The organism is Chloroflexota bacterium, assembly GCA_026706485.1.
In the GTDB taxonomy this organism is placed as follows: domain Bacteria; phylum Chloroflexota; class UBA11872; order UBA11872; family UBA11872; genus JAJECS01.
Genome location: JAPOYR010000009.1, coordinates 90,561 through 109,345 on the forward strand (window position 1 = coordinate 90,561; position 18,785 = coordinate 109,345).

General features: G+C 66.4%; 18 protein-coding genes. 8 read left to right on the forward strand and 10 right to left on the reverse strand.

What is annotated here, in order from left to right; all coding sequences use genetic code 11:
• Window positions 1-161: 161 nt before the first annotated feature.
• Both OXG79_07210 and OXG79_07215 read right to left on the reverse strand, forming a co-directional pair.
• On the reverse strand, window positions 162-1,721 hold the full coding sequence (locus OXG79_07210) for a hydantoinase/oxoprolinase family protein (protein ID MCY3783558.1): 1,560 nt from the start codon (window positions 1,719-1,721) through the stop codon (window positions 162-164).
• 4 nt (window positions 1,722-1,725) lie between these two features.
• Complete coding sequence (locus tag OXG79_07215; GenBank protein ID MCY3783559.1) at window positions 1,726-2,844, reverse strand: DUF917 domain-containing protein; 1,119 nt, start codon at window positions 2,842-2,844, stop codon at window positions 1,726-1,728.
• A 195-nt stretch (window positions 2,845-3,039) separates the two neighbouring features.
• On the opposite strand from OXG79_07215, the gene OXG79_07220 reads away from it, so the two are divergent.
• From OXG79_07220 to OXG79_07255, 8 genes are all read left to right on the forward strand, one after another.
• Window positions 3,040-4,119, forward strand: coding sequence for a phytanoyl-CoA dioxygenase family protein (locus OXG79_07220; protein ID MCY3783560.1), 1,080 nt, complete (start codon window positions 3,040-3,042; stop codon window positions 4,117-4,119).
• A 136-nt stretch (window positions 4,120-4,255) separates the two neighbouring features.
• Window positions 4,256-4,669, forward strand: coding sequence for a nitrile hydratase subunit beta (locus OXG79_07225; GenBank protein MCY3783561.1), 414 nt, complete (start codon window positions 4,256-4,258; stop codon window positions 4,667-4,669).
• Between the two features lie 29 nt (window positions 4,670-4,698).
• Entirely contained in the window at window positions 4,699-5,778 is a 1,080-nt protein-coding gene (locus OXG79_07230; GenBank protein ID MCY3783562.1) for a phytanoyl-CoA dioxygenase family protein, read from the forward strand.
• A gap of 128 nt (window positions 5,779-5,906) precedes the next feature.
• A complete protein-coding gene (gene nthB / locus OXG79_07235) occupies window positions 5,907-6,593 on the forward strand; it encodes a nitrile hydratase subunit beta (GenBank protein ID MCY3783563.1) in 687 nt (228 codons plus the stop codon).
• Entirely contained in the window at window positions 6,590-7,213 is a 624-nt protein-coding gene (gene nthA / locus OXG79_07240) for a nitrile hydratase subunit alpha (GenBank protein ID MCY3783564.1), read from the forward strand. The genes nthB and nthA overlap by 4 nt, the downstream gene beginning before the upstream one ends.
• Before the next feature lie 263 nt (window positions 7,214-7,476).
• The gene (locus OXG79_07245; protein MCY3783565.1) at window positions 7,477-8,082 is read left to right on the forward strand and encodes an MT-A70 family methyltransferase; all 606 of its coding nucleotides are present in this window, start codon (window positions 7,477-7,479) and stop codon (window positions 8,080-8,082) included.
• Between the two features lie 10 nt (window positions 8,083-8,092).
• On the forward strand, window positions 8,093-10,393 hold the full coding sequence (locus tag OXG79_07250) for a DGQHR domain-containing protein (protein MCY3783566.1): 2,301 nt from the start codon (window positions 8,093-8,095) through the stop codon (window positions 10,391-10,393).
• Between the two features lie 169 nt (window positions 10,394-10,562).
• Window positions 10,563-11,618, forward strand: a complete 1,056-nt coding sequence (locus tag OXG79_07255) for a hypothetical protein (protein ID MCY3783567.1) — start codon at window positions 10,563-10,565, stop codon at window positions 11,616-11,618.
• Here the strand turns inward: OXG79_07255 and hisF are convergent.
• The 8 genes from hisF to ftsA all read right to left on the reverse strand — a co-directional run bounded on the left by hisF (window position 11,615) and on the right by ftsA (window position 18,767).
• Complete coding sequence (hisF, locus tag OXG79_07260) at window positions 11,615-12,421, reverse strand: imidazole glycerol phosphate synthase subunit HisF (GenBank protein MCY3783568.1); 807 nt, start codon at window positions 12,419-12,421, stop codon at window positions 11,615-11,617. The genes OXG79_07255 and hisF overlap by 4 nt on opposite strands.
• On the reverse strand, window positions 12,415-13,152 hold the full coding sequence (gene hisA, locus OXG79_07265) for a 1-(5-phosphoribosyl)-5-[(5-phosphoribosylamino)methylideneamino]imidazole-4-carboxamide isomerase (protein ID MCY3783569.1): 738 nt from the start codon (window positions 13,150-13,152) through the stop codon (window positions 12,415-12,417). The genes hisF and hisA overlap by 7 nt, the downstream gene beginning before the upstream one ends.
• Window positions 13,152-13,784: an imidazole glycerol phosphate synthase subunit HisH gene (gene hisH / locus OXG79_07270; protein ID MCY3783570.1), complete on the reverse strand. Its 633-nt coding sequence runs from the start codon at window positions 13,782-13,784 to the stop codon at window positions 13,152-13,154. Before hisH ends, hisA begins: the two co-directional genes overlap by 1 nt.
• Complete coding sequence (gene hisS / locus OXG79_07275) at window positions 13,781-15,076, reverse strand: histidine--tRNA ligase (protein MCY3783571.1); 1,296 nt, start codon at window positions 15,074-15,076, stop codon at window positions 13,781-13,783. The genes hisH and hisS overlap by 4 nt, the downstream gene beginning before the upstream one ends.
• Window positions 15,077-15,197: 121 nt before the next feature.
• Window positions 15,198-15,461 (reverse strand): YggT family protein, encoded by a 264-nt coding sequence (locus OXG79_07280; protein MCY3783572.1) that lies wholly within the window; start codon window positions 15,459-15,461, stop codon window positions 15,198-15,200.
• Window positions 15,455-16,201: a YggS family pyridoxal phosphate-dependent enzyme gene (locus OXG79_07285; GenBank protein MCY3783573.1), complete on the reverse strand. Its 747-nt coding sequence runs from the start codon at window positions 16,199-16,201 to the stop codon at window positions 15,455-15,457. Before OXG79_07285 ends, OXG79_07280 begins: the two co-directional genes overlap by 7 nt.
• A gap of 55 nt (window positions 16,202-16,256) precedes the next feature.
• Window positions 16,257-17,408, reverse strand: coding sequence for a cell division protein FtsZ (ftsZ, locus tag OXG79_07290; GenBank protein ID MCY3783574.1), 1,152 nt, complete (start codon window positions 17,406-17,408; stop codon window positions 16,257-16,259).
• A 108-nt stretch (window positions 17,409-17,516) separates the two neighbouring features.
• Window positions 17,517-18,767 carry a cell division protein FtsA gene (ftsA, locus tag OXG79_07295; protein MCY3783575.1) on the reverse strand — a complete coding sequence of 417 codons (1,251 nt, stop codon included), beginning with the start codon at window positions 18,765-18,767 and terminating at the stop codon, window positions 17,517-17,519.
• Between the last annotated feature and the right edge of the window lie 18 nt (window positions 18,768-18,785).

An 18,785-nucleotide genomic window follows, 5' to 3' on the forward strand; every position in this document is an offset into this window, starting at 1 on the left:
GCGGACGGCTTGGGCGGGACTCATGCTGCTTGCCCTGGCTGTACCGACCACGGAGGTGTGAGACGCGGCTGACGGGAATTCCGACGGATCCCCGACACCGGGCTCGCGAGTGGTTCAGGGTCGAGTTCGGCGCCGTTCACCCATGACGCCGGCGTACTCGGTCACCGGCGCCGGCCCGGCAGCTGCGGCAGCGCGATGTCTCCCAGAACTTTCGCTCGCACGCGACGCGAGTTGCCGGGCAGGTACGCCAGCGGCAGATCCTCGACCTCCACGACCTCCAGCGTGTCGGGATCGGCGCCCGCCGCGATGGCGTCCGTTCGGGCGGCCGTGGTCGCCGCTGCGATGGCCTCGTCGCGCGGCACGTCGCGATAAACCCGGTCGGATTCGCCACTGACTTGGGCCATCGCGGCCCCCACGGCATTGGCAACCGCGGCATGCGGCACCCGCACCGTCTCGCCCGCGCCGGCGAGTCCGTCCGGCACCAGGAACGCCGCGCCGCCGACGGCAATCACCGGCCGCCGCTCCGCGTCGGGCTTCATGCGATCGATGGCGTCCTCGAGCGTGGCGCGAACCATCGCCATCGCGTCGCCGACCAAACCGTCCGGCAGGTCGGCCACGCGACGCGGATCGCCCAGCGACGCTGCTCCGGCGGCAACCGCCACATCGGTGACTGTGGTGACGTTCCCGCCGAACACGCGGCCAAGCTCGGTCAGCCGAAAGCCCACGCTCTCCGGTCCGATGGCCAGTGGCGCTGCCGTAACCCTCGACCCGCCGCCGAGCGGCAGCGACAGCAGATCCGGCATCTGGAACAGCGTGCGCACGCCGCCGATCTCGACTACGCGGTTGGCCTGGCGGGGGAGACCGTGCCGGAGATAGCCGACATCAGTCGTCGTGCCGCCCACGTCGATGACCAACGCGTTGGCCATGCCCGACAGGAATGCCGCGCCTCGCATGCTGTTGGTGGGGCCGCACGCCACGCCCAGGATTGGCAGCTCCGCCGCCTGCTCCATTCGCGCGATGGTCCCGTCGTTCTGCGTCAGATAGACGGGCGCGTCGATCCCGACCCTCCGGAGACCGTCGGCAAACGCGGCGGTCGTGGTGCGTGCCAGGTCGACCAGGCTGGCGTTGAGGATGGTCACGTTTTCGCGCGGCAGCAGGCCGATGCGCCCCAGGCGATGCGACAGCGTGACTCTGGCCTCGGGACACGCATTGCGCACGATCCGGCCGGCGCGCTGTTCCAGCGTCGCGTCGAGCGGCGAGAAGACGGACGTGATCGCCACGGCGCGGATTCCGGCGTCGCGAATCTCGCGTGCCGCCGACTCCACCGCGGCTGCGTCGAACGGCACGATCGGGCGCCCGTCGTATTCGTGGCCGCCCCGCACCATGAAATGCCGCGCGCGGACGGCCGCGGCAAGTTCGCGCGGCCAGTCGGCGAAGGGCTCCAGAAAGGCGGTCGCCGGCAGGCCGATGCGGATTGCGGCGGTTGGCGTGAGCCCGCGCCGCTCCACGATGGCGTTGGTGAAGTGCGTCGTGCCCAGCATGACGGCGTCGACGCTTCTTGCGTCCGGCCCGGCCATCGCCAGCAGTGCATCGAGCGCCGCCGCTATGCCCGAACTCACATCGGCCGTAGTCGCCGTCTTGACATAATGAAGCACCTCGCGCTCATGCAGCAATACGGCGTCGGTGCTGGTCCCGCCAACGTCGATGCCGATGACTCTCACCGGGTCACCGCGTGAAGAGCGGGTGGAAGTCGAGATCGTGGCCGAACGCCCGTGGCCCCGTGAGCTCGAGCCCGCGCGCAGTAAGCAGCATCTCCGGCGCGGGCAATGCGACGACCGCGACCCGCTGCCCAAACCTGACCACCTCCGTCCCGACGGCTTCGCCGGAATCCTGGTCCAGCACGCAGATCAGATCGGGTGTGGTCGCGCAAGGTTTCTCGTCCAGCCAGGCGACCGTGAACTCGTTCTGAAACGCGATGCGCATGGTGGCGCCGGCGTCGCCACCAAGACCCGCGACGTCGAGCCGTCCGCGCAGGTAGCCGCCGGTGGTCTGCCGCTCCACGTCCGTCACCTTGCCGCGCAGCAGCTCCACGCCGCCCTCTTGATGCAGCAGAGCGGCCACCGGATCGCGATGCTCCGCATGGGCGCGCCGGATGGTCCGGCCGATCCGCAGCGCCTTGCCGACCGTGTAGAGATGGGAGCCGGTCTTCACCTCGCGTCCCGTCCGCGGCGGGTTGCAGGTGGCGGCTACGGCGCCCAACTCGGTGCAGGCGCGGCGGCGCAGGCGCTCGAGCCACTTCCAGTCCACCGCCTCCGAGATGATCACCGTGTTCGGCCGGATGTCGGCCATCACCAGCGGATGGCAGGTGAAGTCCATGACCGCGAAGCTCGTCATTTGCGCTTCGGGGAAGGCCCGGCCCATGGCGTCGGCGTCCACCACCGGCAAACCCAGCATGGCCGCCGCCAGCAGCGGTTGAAACGCGTTCCCGCCGCCAATCTCCCAGGGCATCACGGCCGTGAACTGGATGCCGGCGTAGGCTTCCATCTCGCGGATCGCCCGGGTCACCGTCGCCGGATCGGTCAGCCGCTCCTCCGCCGGCAGCGGCGACCCCATCTGATTGACCGCAGCGACATGGGCGTCGTCCGGCAGGTCCATCGGGTCGATGACATCGACCACGCGGCCCTGCGCATAGAGATTCTTCAGGCAGAGGTACCCGTAGGTGGGATCGCCGCCGCCGCCGGTCCCGAGAATCCAGGCGCCGACGCGCAGGTCGTCGATGTCGGACTCGGTCAGGGTCGTCCGCGCGACGCCCTTGAGGTCGTGGGGAACCGGGCCGCTGCTCACAATGCACCGGATCGTACTGCGGACGCCCGCTCATGACCCGAGCGCGGGTTCCCCAACCGGCCCTCCAGCCGAGGCCGCAGGTCGGCTCATCAGAAGTGGCTGAACGTTCTGGGCCACGTGGCTGGTTACGGCACGCGCCGTGGGCCATACTCACGCATCAGCGTGAGGGCATCACCCACACAAGGACCGGATCACATGCCAGCGTCCGCCCCAACCGTCCCCCAGGCCGCCCGCCTCACCGAGAGCCAGATCGCCCAGTTCAAGCGCACCGGCTACCTCGTGCTCCCGGGCGCCGTCGACGCCGATCTCTGCCGCCAGGCCCGCGATCAAATGTGGGAGACCATCGCCGAGAGCCGGCCCAGCATGAAACGCGACGACCCCTCCACCTGGGTCCCGTTCACCGACGAGGAGAAAGAAAGCTACGCTCGGCCCGAGGTCGGTGGGGATCCCTATTTTTCCGGCGGCGGCCACCGCATGATCATTCGCAACGGCGCGGAGGATCTGTTGCTCGACATCGGCGCCCGCGCGGTGTGGGACATCGCCGAGCAGCTGCTGGGCAAGGGCGAGGTGGTTTTCCCCGGCGGGGTCGACGATGCCGGCTGCACCACCGGTCCCTGCTTCATGACCCAGAAGATCGCCGAGGGCATGGAAGTCCACATGGGCCCCCGGCGCGAGGAGTGGACCGGCAAGGGCTCGGGCGAAACGGAATACCTGCGCCTGCCCAGCACCGGCCCCCACTGGATGACCGCGCAGGGCACGCGCGGCATGTACTGCACCCTGCCGAACAGTCCGGTCTCGACCGCGCCCGACTGGCGCGGGGCTCACGCCGGCGAGGGCCTCTACAACACGCGTCAGCTGCTGCAAACCGCGGTCTACTTCGACGACGTGCCGCCGGGCGCGGGCGGGCTGATGCTCTTTCCGGGCAGCCACCACCGCATCTGGGACTACTGGGAGACCACGAACCACGGGGCGACGGCCGTTGCCAACGGCGAGGACGCGCCCAGGTTCGTGGGCTACACCGATCCCCCGATCGGCGCCATCAAGGACGACACGGAACCCGTGATGACCGCCGGACCCGCCGGGTCGGTGGTCCTCTGGCACACGATCATGCTGCACCTGGCCGGGTGGAACGAACACCCCGACATCATTCGCCAGGCCACGCTCTACGGCTTCCACAAGAAGCCCGACACCTGGCCCGACGATCGCCTGGCCGCCGGCCCCAAGGGCAGCATCTGGACCGACTGGTCGGAGGAAGTTCGCGCGGTGGAGGTGTAGGCGCGGTCTCAGTCAGTCGATGGGACTGTTCCAATCCGTTCGCCCTGAGCTTGTCGAAGGGCCGAGCGGATTGGACCGTAAGGATCGACGCTGATCGCGTGAGATAGAGGCGGGCCGACCGATCGAGATCAGCGGTATCCACGACATGGGCGGCGTGCTGGGCTACGGATGCGTCGAGCCCGAGGCGGATGAGCCGGTCTTCCACAGCGGGTGGGAGGGGCGGGTGTTCGGGCTGGTAATCGCGGTCAAGGACGGCCTCTCGCGCCCGAGACTGGAGAGCCTCGACCCGGGTGAATACCCCTCCGGCTACTACGAGCGGTGGATGCTCGCCTTGGAGCGCGGGCTCATGGCGCGGGGCGCACTCAGCGCCGAGGAGTTGGACGCAACGACCGACTACTTTCGCAGCAATCCGGCAGCGGGCCCGACGCGGCGCGTCGACCCGGAGCTGACGGAGCGTGTCCGCCGGGACATGAATCGGCAGCGGGACGTTCGCAAGACGCCGTCACTGGTGACCGGCCGCGCCGTGGGCCATACTCACGCATCAGCGTGAGGGCAGCACCCACACAAGGACCGGATCCCATGCCAGCGCCCGCCCCAACCGTTCCCCAGGCCGCCCGCCTCACCGAGAGCCAGATCGCCCAGTTCAAGCGCACCGGCTACCTCGTGCTTCCGGGCGTCGTCGACGCCGATCTCTGCCGCCAGGCCCGCGATCAAATGTGGGAAACCATCGCCGAGAGCCGGCCCAGCATGAAACGCGACGACCCCGCCACCTGGGTCCCGTTCACCGACGAGGAGAACGCCAGCTATACCCGCGAAGTGACGGGCGGCGACCCCTACTTCGGCGGTAGGGGGCACCGGTTCTACATCCGCAACGGGGCCGAGGACCTGCTGCTGGACATCGGCGCCCGCGTGGTGTGGGACGTCGCCGAGCAGCTGTTGGGCGAGGGCGAGGTGGTCTACCCCGCGGGCCTGGACGCCACCGGCCACACCACGGGGCCGTGCTACTTGACCGAAGGCGCAGTAAAGGGCATGGAGTCTCACCTGGGCGACAAGACGAGGGAATGGACCGGTCCGCCGACCAATAGGACCGGACCGCTGCGGCTGCCGACGACCGGTCCCCACTGGGTGACGGGCCAGGGCACCCGCGGCATGTACTGCACGCTGCCGAACAGCCCGGTCTCGACTCCGCCCGACTGGCGCGGGGCCCACGCGGGCGAGGGGCTCTACAACAGGCGCCAGCTGCTGCAGACGGCGGTCTACTTCGACGACGTGCCGCCGGGCGCGGGCGGGCTGATGCTCTTTCCCGGGAGCCACCACCGCATCTGGGACTACTGGGAGACCACGAACCACGGGGCGACGGCCATTGCCAACGGCGAGGACGCGCCCAGGTTCGTGGGCTACACCGATCCCCCGATCGGCGCCATCAAGGACGACACGGAACCCGTGATGACCGCCGGACCCGCCGGGTCGGTGGTCCTCTGGCACACGATCATGCTGCACCTGGCCGGGTGGAACGAACACCCCGACATCATTCGCCAGGCCACGCTCTACGGCTTCCACAAGAAGCCCGACACCTGGCCCGACGATCGCCTGGCCGCCGGCCCCAAGGGCAGCATCTGGACCGACTGGTCGGAGGAAGTTCGCGCGGTGGAGGTGTAGGCGCGGTCTCAGTCAGTCGATGGGACTGTTCCAATCCGTTCGCCCTGAGCTTGTCGAAGGGGCGAGCGGATTGGACCCTAGGGATCGACGCTGATCGCGTGAGATAGAAGCGGGGCCGACCCATCGAGATCAGCGGCATACACGACATGGGCGGCGCGCCGGGCTACGGGCGCGTCGAACCTGAACTGGACGAGCCGGTCTTCCACAGCGAATGGGAGGGCCGGGTGTTCGGGCTGGTAATCGCGGTCAAGGACGGCCTTTCGCGCCCGAGGCTGGAGAGTCTCGACCCGGACGAGTACCTCTCCGGCTACTACGAGCGGTGGATGCTCGCCTTAGAGCGCGGGCTCATGGCGCGGGGCGCGCTCAGCGCCGAGGAGTTGGACGCAAAGAGCGACTACTTTCGCCGGAACCCGGGAGCGAGCCCGACGCGGCGCGTCGACCCGGAGCTGACGGAACGTGTTCGCCAGGGCATGTATCGGCAGCGGGACGTTCGCAGGACGCCCGCACGGGCGCCGGCCTTCGACGTGGGGGATCGCGTGCGAGCCCGCCGAATCCGGCACGGCGGGCACACCCGCTTGCCCGGATATGCGCAGGGAAAGCGCGGCGTCATTCACGCCGTCTATGCCGCCTACGACCTGCCCGACGACAGCCGAGAGAACGACTCCGCTCCGGCACAGCAGCTCTACAGCGTCAGGTTCGAGGGAACCGAGCTCTGGGGAGCGTCGACGGAGCCGGGCACGGCCGTCCACGTCGACATGTGGGAGGGCTACCTGGAGCCACTGGGCTCGGGCGTCGCTGAAGGTACGGACGCATGAGCGGCGACCACGACGTCGATCACCACGCCGAGGCTGAATCGTACGCCGCGCTCCGCGCCAGGGCGCTGGAGTCGCTGCTGGTCGAAAAGGGCCTGGTGACCACGGACGCCATCGACGAGATCGTGCGGACGTACGAGCAGGACATCGGCCCGCTGAACGGCGCCAAGGTGGTGGCTCGGGCGTGGGTCGATCCCGACTACAAGCGACGCTTGCTAACGAACGGCACCGAGGCAATCGCCGAGCTCGGCTTTGGCGGCGCCGAGGGAGCCGAGATCGTGGTGCTGGAGAGCACGCCTGCGGTGCACAACGTCGTCGTGTGCACGCTCTGCTCATGCTACCCCTGGCCGGTGCTCGGCCTGCCGCCCAGCTGGTACAAGGACGCCGCCTACCGATCCCGCGTAGTCCGCGAGCCTCGCGCGGTGCTCCGTGAATTCGGCCTCACCGTTGACGAGTCGAAGGAGATCCGGGTGTGGGACAGCACCGCGTCGCTGCGCTACATGGTGCTGCCGGAGCGGCCCCACGGCACCGCCGACTTGCCGGAGGAAGAGCTGGCTGAGCTCGTGACGCGCGACTCGATGATCGGCGTGGCACTGGCGCGGTCGAGGTCCGAGGTCGCATAGATGCCTGGCTCCATTCGCCGCAGCCCATACGGCGACGTGCAGCTTGGCGCGAGAGGATCTTTCGAACACGATGATCTACAGACACCCTTGATCGGATAAGTAACGACGTCGTAGTCGGCGGCGGCAAAAAGGGCTAATGCTGATCCCCGCGTATACTGGCCGTGTGCACACAGCCGGTGGGGTGGACTGAAATGCAGGCAAACAGCCAGGGACCCGTCGACGAGAGAGTTCCGAGCACGCTCGCCAACCACAATTCATTCACACTGCTGGGAGATCTGACCAGATCGGTCAATGGGTCGTTTGGGACGATTCTGGCCGACCCGCCTTGGAGGTTCAATAATCGAACCGGGCGAGTGGCCCCTGAGTACAGACGGCTACCGAGGTACGCGTCTCTATCAATCTCGGAAATCAAATCCCTCCCGGTCGCAGATCTTGCTCTCGAGAGAAGCCATCTGTACCTGTGGGTTCCAAATGCGCTCATCCAAGAGGGTCTTGCAGTGATGAAGCACTGGGGATTCGAGTACAAGACGAATCTCGTCTGGTATAAGATTCGCAAAGACGGTGGCCCAGACGGTCGCGGGGTTGGATTCTACTTTCGAAATGTCACCGAGCTCGTTCTGTTCGGCGTCCGGGGGTCTATTCGTACCTTTCAACCCGGACGGAGACAGGTAAACATAATGTCCACTCGGAAACGTGAGCACTCACGAAAACCGGACGAATTGTACGACGTTATTGAGCAGTGTAGTCCTGGACCTTATCTTGAGCTTTTTGCGCGGCACGATCGGTCAGGCTGGTCGCAGTGGGGCAATGAACTCAACCGTGAGATATTGAATCACGAAATTCGGCCCCAGTCGCGACTTCACTCTTGAGACGGATTCCTTGAATTCCGACGCAGAAGATCTCACAGAGGAGCTCCCTGGACTAGTCACGGGAGCTGAAATCCAACGGGAGCTCCGAAAGCGTCGCCGTGCGTTCCTTGAGCGGACGGTTCCGGCTGCGCAAGAAGACTGCTATATCGCTGAAGGCTGGCAGATTGTCCGGCGTAACAAACGAACTATTCGGATTCGCAAGCCAAAACCTCAAGGTCAGATGCTTGAAGATGAAGTGTGGACTCTCCTTGCCAGAATGGGGTTTCAGCAGTTGAGCGGAGGTCGTCAGTTCAGGATTCCGCTCAGTGGAATGGACCCGACAGTGCCTCCGAAGCAGGTTGACGTGCTGGCGATCGATGGTGAGACGGCTGTGGTCGTGGAATGTAAGGCATCGCAGAATAGCCGCGCGAGATCGTTGCAAAAGGACCTAAATGAGACGCGCGGATTGCAAGATTCAATTCGGCAGTCTATTCACGACTGGTTTCCGGATCGTCCTAGGGTTTGCTTCTTATATGTAACAAGGAATATAAGGTGGAGCAGAAATGATGTCGAGCGGGCAAAAGCGCACCATATATCTACGATAACTGACAGGCAGCTTGACTACTATTCTAGGCTAGTTAATATTATCGGTCCCGCATCAAGGCATCAGCTTCAAGCAGACCTTTTGCAGGACTCGCCTGTCCAGGGTTTGCGGGGTACCGTACCTGCTCTTCGGGGGACTTTCGGCGGCAAGACGTTTTATCAGTTCGCGATCGAACCGGACCGCCTATTGAAGCTATGCTACGTGAGTCACCGTGCAAAGATCGATGCTGCTGCTGTCGGTACCTATCAGCGTCTATTGCGCAAGAAACGGCTAAGGGATATTGCTGGCCACATCAATCAAACCGGCGGGATATTCCCGACCAATATCGTTGTGAATTTTCGGCACTCGAGGCGTTTGCGCTTTGATATCGCGGGTCCAACATCGGATGAGCCCACAACGTTGGGCACTCTACATTTGCCGAATACATACAAATGCGCCTGGGTAATCGACGGTCAGCACCGATTGTACGGCTTCTCGCTTAGCGAGTGGGGACGCCGTGGCCGTGTGCCAGTGCTAGCCTTCGAAGGCCTCGATCCTTTGGAAGAGGTGAAATTGTTTGTCGACATCAATAGTAAACAGGTGAGAGTGCCGAGAAGTTTGCTTGTCGAATTGGAGCCGGAACTTACGACCGAGGACTCCTCGCCGGAAGTGATGTTGCGTAGCCTCCAATCTCAGATCGCTCTTGATTTGTCGGAGAATCTGGACTCGCCCTTATTCGATCTCGTCGCCACGGAGTGGGATACCGATGGTAAGACCAGGCCCCTCACTCTGCCGGAGCTCGCAACGGCGATAAGCGGCAGTCGCTTGGTGGGGCAGGTCCGGGGCGGTGTGTTTTACCCGGGATATCTTTACCAACGCGACTATGACACTACGCGATCCCGGGCCTCGGCGACTATTGGAAAGTTCATTCATCTGTTTGGCGAGGGAGCTCCCCAGCAATGGGAGAAAGCTCGATCGGCAGGTGGATTCTTATGTACAAATCGAGGTGTGGCGGCGCTGCTTCGGTTATTTCATGCAGCCTTGCAGCATAACGACAGCGGTGCGGAGGGCGCGGGTTTAGGACAGTTATCGGCTGACGCATTGGTTGGCTCAGTGAACACGTTGGTAGAGCCGGTTGTGGGGTGGTTTGCTGGCGCCTCGGACGTGGATTTGAACCGATTTAAGGGACACTACGGAAGCGGTGCAGCGCTGGCCTATGGATTCGAGCTCATGGCAATAGCGCATGAGGCCAATAGTGAGTTCAATCCGTCGGGTCTCGAGGAGCACATTAGGCAGCATAGCGATCAGGCTTTGGGCTACGCCCGTGAACTCATTGCCGAGATTGAAGATTGCATCAGAATGGTGACTTTCTCTATTCTGAAATCGCAATATGGAAGTGATGGGAACGACTGGTGGAGATTGGGCGTTCCTCAAGGGGTTCGCGGTAACGCAGCTCAAAAGGCAGAAGTTAGCGAAGAGGGCGGGGAGCCACATCAGTTTCTAGAACTACTCGACTACAAGAGAATAGCTGAGCTCCCTAGGAATTGGCGGAGCTTTGAATCGTCTTGGACATTTGATCGGTCGGCACGATCCAAGAGTAAGAGACTAGCCTGGATGGATCGTCTAAATATGATACGAAATCGTGTTTTCCATTCAGGAAGACGAAGTGTTACCAGCGAAGAAATATCGTTTCTCGAAGATGTGTGGCAGCATGTAGAAACCAAGCGCAAGGATGCGGTGAAGCAGTAAATCTATGGTAGGACGAAGTCGGAATATATTCGTAATGTCATGGTAGTGGCGATTGGTGATCGGACATTGTGACCGAGATGTTGCATGGTAGGTTAGCTTCGAGCTCCGGAGTTAGGTGGAGGCTCACAAGTTGGCTACCATTGTCGAAATCGGTTGTGCACTAGTGTCTATGGCCCAGCGGTCCACCCGCCGCAGTCCCTACGGTGACGTGCAGCTTGGCGCGTTTCGGGAGGTGCTCACCTATCCGGGCCGCTATCTCAACGACCACTGCCTGATCCGGCATGACGGCCTTTGGCACTTCTTCGGCATCATCGGCGACGTGACCGGTCCGGGCGAGATGCACGGCGTCGAAGACTCGCTCGCCCACGCCACCTCCGATGACCTGATGCAGTGGACCGTGCATCCGCCGGCGCTCACGGCCACCGGTGTCTGGCCGGAAGAGGTGACCTGCTTTGCGCCCTACGTCATCGAGCACGAGGGTTGTTTCTACATGCTCTACTGCGTGACCGATGTGCACCGCACGCAGCGCATCTGCCTCGCCACGTCGACTGATCTGTTCAACTGGGAGCGCTTTCCGGGCAATCCCGTCATCGTGCCCTCGGTCTCCTGGGCCAAGTGGCCGGGATTCGGTCTGCCGCGGCCCGACGAGGTGGAGCGCATGCACCGCGACGCGGGCGGCGACTTCCTCTCCGTCGCCCGCCGCCTCGGCGGCTCCTACGGCGGCTGCCGCGATCCGCACATCATCCGGCTCGACGACGGGACCTTCGTGGCCTACTGGGTGGCGCGCGTGCAAGAGAAGTTCGGCCACAACCTGGTATGCGTGGCCGCCTCCATGTCGCACGACCTCATGCACTGGCAGGAGATTGGGCCGGTGTTCACCATGAAGGCGTGGCCCTTCGACGAGGAGCCCACGCTGGAGGTCGAGTCGCCCTGCGTGGTGCCCAAAGACGGCAAGTTCTGGCTCTTCTTCAAGCACGGCTGGTGGACGCATTTCGTCGCCTCCGACTCGCCCTACGACTTCCACGGCTACGAGCCGCAGCGGCTGGGCTTTTGCCACGCCTCGGAGGTGTTTCATTGGGAGGGCCAGTGGTGGATCACCCACTGCTCCGCCGACCCCGAGGACTTCCGCTACCGCGAGTCCAACCGCACTCGCGGCCTGTTCGTGGGACACCTGGACTGGCCTGACGGGGCTCAGCCACGCCTGATCGCGCCCGAGGTTCCTTAGCTGCCGTTGAGGGCTGAGCCGCTGTTGGCGAAGGGATCCATGCGCATCGGCAGCCCTGCGGCTACCAACTCGCGCTTGACGCGCTCGATGCTGATCATCTTGAAGTGAAAGATCGACGCCGCCAGCGCGGCATGGGCGCGGCCTTCGACCAACGCCGCGCGGATGTGCTCGATCGACCCGGCGCCCCCCGAGGCGACGACCGGCACCGGCACGGCGTCGCACACGGCGCGCAGCTGGTCCAGGTCATATCCGGCGCGCGTGCCGTCGGCGTCGATGCTGTTCATCACGATCTCGCCCGCGCCAAGCTCGACGCCGCGCTCGGCGACCTCGATGGCATCGAGTCCGGTGGGCGTGCGCCCGCCGTCCAGCACCACCTCCCACCACGGCTCGGCGCGGTCGCTGCGAAGCTGCGCGTCGATGGAGAGCACGATGCACTGCGACCCAAACCGGTCGGCGCCGATCCGAATCAAGTCGGGATCGCGATGGGCGGCGCTGTTGATCGACACTTTCTCCGCCCCGCGCCGCAGCATGGCGTACATGTCGTCGGCGTTGCGCAGGCCGCCGCCCACGGTTAGCGGAATGAAGACCTCCGACGCCACCCGCTCCACGAGATCGCTCATGATGTCGCGGCCCTCGGCGGAGGCCGTGATGTCGTAGAAGACCAGCTCGTCGGCGCCCTCCCGGTCGTAGCGCGCGGCCAGCTCGACGGGATCGCCGGCGTCCACGTCGGCTGAGAATTTCACGCCGCGCACGTTGCGGCCGTTCTTGACGTCGAGGCAGGGGATGATTCGGCGGGTCAGCATCGGGCTTCACCGGCGGCCGCTTGGATGGCCTCGGCAAGCGTGAACGCCCCGCGATACAGGGCGCTGCCGATGATGACGCCGGACGCTCCGGCGTCGCGCAGCCGGGCAATATCGTCAAGCGAGGCCACGCCGCCCGAGGCGACGACCGGCAGGTGTGCCCCGACCTGCTCGACCAGATCGCGCGTGCCCGCGACGTTCGGTCCCTCGAGCATGCCCTCGACCACCACGTCGGTGTACATGATGGCTGCGGCCCCAGCGTCCACCGCCCGCGCCGCCAGTTCAGCGACGGTCAGCGTGGATTCCTTCGCCCAGGCGTCGGTGACCGCCATGCCCTGGCGTCCCTCCACCGCCACGGCAATCCGGCCGGGGTGAGCGGCGGCGGCGCGCGCCAGCATTTCGGGATCGCGCACGGCGGCAGTTCCCAGCACGATCCTCGCGGCTCCATGCCCCAGCACCCGCTCGATGTCGGCCGGCGAACGGAGGCCGCCCGCGACCTGCACCGGGACATCACCCGCTACCTTGATGATGTCCTCGATGATCGCGGCATTCGTGCTGACGCCGTCGCGGGCTCCGTTGAGATCGACGACGTGCAGCCAAGCGGCGCCCTGCGCCATCCAATGCCGGGCCGCCTCCACCGGATCGTCGTAGAAGACCGTCTCTCGATTGAAGTCACCCTGCACGAGTTGCACGCAGCGACCGCCGCGGATATCGACGGGCGGATAGACCTCCATCACGGGCCGGCGTCGTCAGGCGGGTGCTGTCCCGCCGAGCGCGCGAAGTTGGCGTAGAGCCGCAAGCCCGCGGCGCCGCTCTTCTCCGGGTGGAACTGTGTGGCGAAGATGTTGTCGCGCAGCAGCGCGCTGGTGAAGGTGACGCTGTAGTCGGTGGTCGCGGCCACGTGCGCATCGCCGTCAATCGGCGCGAAGTACGAGTGCACGAAGTAGAAGTTGGCGTCCTGCGGGATTCCCGCGAACAGCGGCGACTCGACCTGCTGGTGGACCTGGTTCCAGCCCATGTGCGGCACGTGCTGGCTGGGTGGGAAGCGCACCACGCGTCCCGGCGCCACGCCCAGGCAGGTCGTGCCGCCGTCCTCGTCGCTGGCCTCGTAGAGCACCTGGAGCCCCATGCAGATGCCCAGGTAGGGCACGCCGCGGTCGATCGCGTCCAGGATGGCCGGGATCACGCCGGCACGCTCGAGGCCGCGCATGGTATCCGCGGCGGCCCCGACGCCGGGCAGGACGACGCCGGCGGCGTCCGCAATCTCCGACGGATCGTGGGTCACGGTGATCTCGGCGCCGACGTGCCGCAGCGCGCGCTCCACGCTGTGCAGATTGCCGGCCCCGTAGTCGACGACCGCGATCATGCGTCGCTCGCGGCTGCCGTATCGGCCAGAACCGCCTGCGTGGACGACACGACGTCGTCCAGCGCCACGTCGACTTGGTCGCCGCCGTCGAGGGGCTTGAGGGACACACGCCCGGCCTCCACCTCTCGATTGCCGACGATTAGCGCCACGCGCGCGCCGACGGCGTTGGCGCGGCGCAGGTGGGACCGGGGGCTCGCGGCGGCGTAGCCGACCTCGGTAGCGACGCCCGCCTGCCGCAGTCCCGCGGCGACTGTGGTCACGACCGTCAGCGCCGCATCGGCCAGGGGCGCCACATACACCTCGGGCGGTGGCGGCGACGCTTCCTCGAGCCCGACGCGCTCGCGATTGAGCAGGATGCGCTCGATGCCGCTGCCGAACCCGACGCCCGGCAGATGCGAGCCGCCGAGCGTCTCGGCCAGGTAGTCGTAGCGCCCACCGCCGCCGACGGTGCTCTGCGCGCTGCCGTCGGGCGGCACGATCTCGAACACGGTGCGGTTGTAGTAGTCCAGGCCGCGGGCCAGCCGGTGGTCCAGGGTGCACGGAATATCCAGCGCCCCAAGGAGGCTCCGCAGCGTGTCAAAGTGCTCGCGCGCGGCGTCGCCAAGGTAGTCGAGCGAACGCGGCGCGTCGGCGCTCACGCGCTCGCACGGCGGCTTCTTGCAATCGAGCAGCCGCAACGGGTTCTGCGTCAGCCGCTGCTGGCAATCGGCGCACATCTTGTCCGTGTGCGGCGCGAAGAAGGCCACCAGCGCGGCGCGGTACTCCGGCCGCGACTCGGGATCGCCGAGTGAGTTGACGTGCAGCGCAAGGTCCGAGATCCCCAGCGCGCGAAGCGTGCTCCAGAGCAGGTCGATCACCTCGGCGTCCACTGCCGGGTTGGGGTCGCCCAAGGCCTCCGCCCCGATCTGGTGGTGCTCGCGCAAGCGGCCGGCCTGCGGCCGGTCGTAGCGGAACACCGGCAGGACGTAGTACAGCTTCACCGGCTGCGGCAGCACGTGCATGCCGTGCTGCTGGTAGGCGCGCACGATGGACGGCGTGCCCTCCGGCCGCAGGGTCAGCGAGTCGCCCCCGCGGTCGTCGAAGGTGTACATCTCCTTCTGCACGATGTCCGTGGTGGCGCCGGTGCCCTTGTCGAACAGCTCGGTGGTCTCGAAGGTCGGCGTGCTGATGGGCTGAAAGTTGCGCAGCCGGCACTCGCGCGCGAAGGCGCGCAGGACGCCGTCCCACGCGGGCGCGTCGGCCGGCAGGCGGTCGGCCGTACCGCGCGGTCGCTGGAGGCCCGAGCTAGGCACTGGCGAAGCGCGTCGCCTGGGTGCGGCGGGGAATCATCCGGGTGATACCAAGCCGAGGCGCAGGCAGGGGCATCCGGGCCGCACAAACGGCGTCAGGCAGCACGGAAGCAACGCCACTGCGTTACTGCTGCGTTGCGATCGCCACAATCAATTGCCAGACGATCTGAATGACCAGGATCGCGATCAACGGTGACAGATCGATCATCCAGGACGAGGGCAGTCGATTGCGGATCGGCGCCAAAATCGGCTCGGTGACGTCGATGAGCAGACGCATCAGCGGATGGCTCGGGTCCTGGACGAACCAGGACAGCAGCGCCCGGCCCACAATCGCGAACACCAGGATCGTGACCAGAATGTTCAAGAAGTCGAGGAGACCGGTCAGCATGGCGAGTCCATTGACGGTGGCGCGGGCACCGCGGTTGCGGCCGCAGGGCGACCGCCAAAGATAGCCCGTCCCACGCGAATCATCGTTGAGCCCTCGGCAATCGCCGCGCCGAAATCGTCCGTCATACCCATCGACAGCTCGGTCAGCGGTTGGTTGGGGAGCTGCGCCCGCAGCGCGTCGCGCACCTCGCGCAGCTCGCGGAAGCAGGCGCGCAGCGCGGCGAGATCGCCCCCTAGCGGACCGATGGTCATCAGGCCACGCAGGGTCAGACCGGTCTCGCGGTCGATCACCGCGCACAACCCATCCAGGTCCGCCGGCGCCACGCCCTCTTGCGTCGACGCGCCGGTGAGGTTCACCTGGGCCAGCACGTCCACGGACCGGTCCTCGCGCACCGCATCAAGCCGGCGCGCCAGTCGCGGGGAGTCCACGCTCTGGATGCAGGCGAAGCGCTGGACCGCCGTGCGCGCCTTGTTGCGTTGCAGGTGCCCGATGAGATGCCACGTCCCGCCGCCCACCTCGGGAATCTTGGCGTCGGCCTCCTGGACTCGATTCTCACCGAACGTCGTCAGTCCCGCGGCGAGCGCCGCGCGCACCACGTCGGCGGGCACGGTCTTGGTCACCGCCACCAACTCAACGGACTCGGGCGAACGGCCGGCCGCGACGCACGCTGCCGCGATCTCCTGCCGCACCGACGCGATGCGCAGGCGTAGTCCGTCATCGACCGTAGGGGCCCCCTGCATCCCGCCATTCTAGGCGCGGACGAGCGCCGGCGGCGGTTGGCGGCCGGTCGTGCGCCTATCCGGCGGACCGGCGCCGCAGGAATGCCGGAATCTCGATCTCGGGCTGGTCCTCGGGACCGGGTGAGAAGTCCAGCTCGCGCACGCGGGGCGAGGCGGGCGTTCGCACGCGCGACCGCGTGGCGGGTCGCACTTCCTTGCGCTCGAGTTGAAACCCCGTCGCGATCACGGTGACGTGAATGCGGCCTTCGAGCGACTCGTCGACCACGGTGCCGAAGATGATGTTGGCGTTCGGATCGGCGGTCTTGGCCACGATCTCCGCCGCCTCGTTCACCTCGTACAGCGTCATGTCGGAGCCGCCCGTGAAGTTCAGCAGCACGCCGCGCGCGCCGTCCATGGAGGTGTCCAGCAGCGGGCTGTTGAGGGCTTGGGTGATGGCGTCGGTGGCGCGGGTCTCGCCCTGGCCCTCGCCCATGGCCATGAGCGCGGTGCCGGCGTCGGTCATGACGGCCCGCACGTCGTTGAAGTCCAGGTTGATAAGGCCAGGCATGGTGATGAGGTCGGAGACGCCCTGGATCGCCTGTCGCAGCACGTCGTCGGCCAGCGCAAAGGCCTCGCTGATCGTGGATTTGGCGTCGGCCACGTTGAGCAGGCGGTCGTTGGGAATCACCACCAGCGTGTCGACGCGCTCGCCAAGGTCTTGGATGCCTTCATCGGCCACGCGCGCGCGCGCCGTGCCCTCGAAGGCGAAGGGACGGGTGACGACGCCCACGGTCAGCGCGTCGCTTTCCTGCGCGATTTCGGCCACGACCGGAGCGCCGCCCGTGCCCGTGCCGCCGCCCATGCCGGCGGCGATGAAGATCATGTCGGCCCCTTCGAGCGACTGGCGCAGATCCTCGGCAGATTCTTCCGCCGCCTTGTGGCCCAGCGCCGGGTTGCCGCCGGATCCGAGCCCGCGGGTGGCCTTTTCACCAATGTGCACGCGCACCGACGCTTGCGAGCGCATCAGCGCCTGCGCGTCGGTGTTGACGGTGATGAAATCCACGCCGCTGACGTCCACGTCGATCATCCGGTCGACGGCATTGCTCCCGCCCCCGCCCACGCCGACCACCTTGATGGTGGCGGATTGCTCGCTGGGAGGCTCGGATGCCCCGCGCCGCGGCGTCGTGAGTCGTGTAATGCGGCCCGTGCTGCCGGTATCGTCGTTCATGTCTTGGTCCCCTGTCGCCGGAGTCCAGCGCTGGCGGACGTCATGCGGTCAGCTCGCGCGTTCGGCTTCTCATTATGCACAACAGTAAAGCGTCTGTGGGACATTTCATCAGGCTGCGGCCGGCGCGACCAGGCCGCGCAGCCACGACCCGAAGCTGGTGAGCACCCCGCCGGCCCGTCGCACCGGCCGCTGATCCAGCCACCCGTGATCCGGGCGCGGCGTCGCGCCCATGAGCGTGAGGCCGATGGCGGTGCTGAACTGCGGCTCGCGCATGCCCTCGTCCAGACCCCAGAGCGCCTGCGGCCGGCCCAGCGTGACGGGCAGCTCCAGAATCTCCGACGCCTTGGCCGCCAGACCCGGGATCAGCGACCCGCCGCCCGTCAAGGCGACGCCGGCCGTGAGCACGTCGTAGTACCCGCTGCGCACGATTTCATCCTTCACGTGGGAGAAGATTTCCTCCATGCGCGCGTCGATGACCTGGGCCAGGTCGCGGCGGCGAACCGCGACCGGCGCGCCGTAGTCGAAGCCCGGCACCTCGACGGCCGACTCGTCGGCATCGACGTAGGGATCGGCCCGACCATGCTGGATCTTGAGGGCCTCGGCCACTCGCAGCGGCAGGCGCAGTCCGCGCGCGATGTCGGACGTGACCAGCGCGCCGCCCATGGGCAGCACGGCAATGTGCCAGCAGGCGTCGCCCACGTAAATCGCCACGTCGGTCGTGCCGCCGCCGATGTCGACCACCGCCGCGCCTTCCCGCCGCTGGTCCTCGGTGAGACAGGACGCGGCCGACGCCAGCGGTTGCAGGACGCGGTCGCGGACCTCGCAGCCGGCCCCCGTCACGCAGCGCTCCAGGTTGGTCATGGCGTTGGTGGCGCCCGTCACCACGTGGGCCTCGACCTTCAGGCACCGCCCGGTGAGCCCGCGCGGGTCCAGCACGTCGGTCAGGTGGTCCACGCTGAAGGTCTTGGGAATCACGGCGGCGATTTCGCGCTCGGCCGGCAGCGAGATAGCCGCCGCCGTGCGCACGATGCTGTTCATGTGACGCGGCCGGACCGTCGGATCGTCGGCGCCGAGCCGCAGCTCGGCGTGCTGGCTATGGGACTGCAGGTGCCCCCCGGCGATGCCGGCCACCACGTGACGCACCCGCGTCTCCGATGCCTCCTCGGCACGCATCACCGCGTCGTCGATCGCCTTGATCGTCTGCACGATGTCGACCACTTGCCCTCCCTTGAGACCAAGCGAAGGCGCCGTGCCGATGCCCAGCACATGCAGCTGCGTGTCCCGATATTCCCGACCAACGACCACACAGGTCTTGGTCGTGCCTACGTCCAACCCGACGACCGTTCGATTACGTGCCAACGTCTGTCTCTCCAGTGC

Excerpts from the sequence above, each read along its gene's own strand:
- OXG79_07280 (MCY3783572.1), bottom strand. The coding sequence starts at position 15,461 with ATGCTGACCGGTCTCCTCGACTTCTTGAACATTCTGGTCACGATCCTG.
- hisH (MCY3783570.1), bottom strand. The coding sequence starts at position 13,784 with ATGATCGCGGTCGTCGACTACGGGGCCGGCAATCTGCACAGCGTGGAG.
- hisF (MCY3783568.1), bottom strand. The coding sequence starts at position 12,421 with ATGCTGACCCGCCGAATCATCCCCTGCCTCGACGTCAAGAACGGCCGC.
- OXG79_07285 (MCY3783573.1), bottom strand. The coding sequence starts at position 16,201 with ATGCAGGGGGCCCCTACGGTCGATGACGGACTACGCCTGCGCATCGCG.
- OXG79_07220 (MCY3783560.1), top strand. The coding sequence starts at position 3,040 with ATGCCAGCGTCCGCCCCAACCGTCCCCCAGGCCGCCCGCCTCACCGAG.
- ftsZ (MCY3783574.1), bottom strand. The coding sequence starts at position 17,408 with ATGAACGACGATACCGGCAGCACGGGCCGCATTACACGACTCACGACG.
- OXG79_07255 (MCY3783567.1), top strand. The coding sequence starts at position 10,563 with ATGGCCCAGCGGTCCACCCGCCGCAGTCCCTACGGTGACGTGCAGCTT.
- OXG79_07230 (MCY3783562.1), top strand. The coding sequence starts at position 4,699 with ATGCCAGCGCCCGCCCCAACCGTTCCCCAGGCCGCCCGCCTCACCGAG.
- hisA (MCY3783569.1), bottom strand. The coding sequence starts at position 13,152 with ATGGAGGTCTATCCGCCCGTCGATATCCGCGGCGGTCGCTGCGTGCAA.
- nthA (MCY3783564.1), top strand. The coding sequence starts at position 6,590 with ATGAGCGGCGACCACGACGTCGATCACCACGCCGAGGCTGAATCGTAC.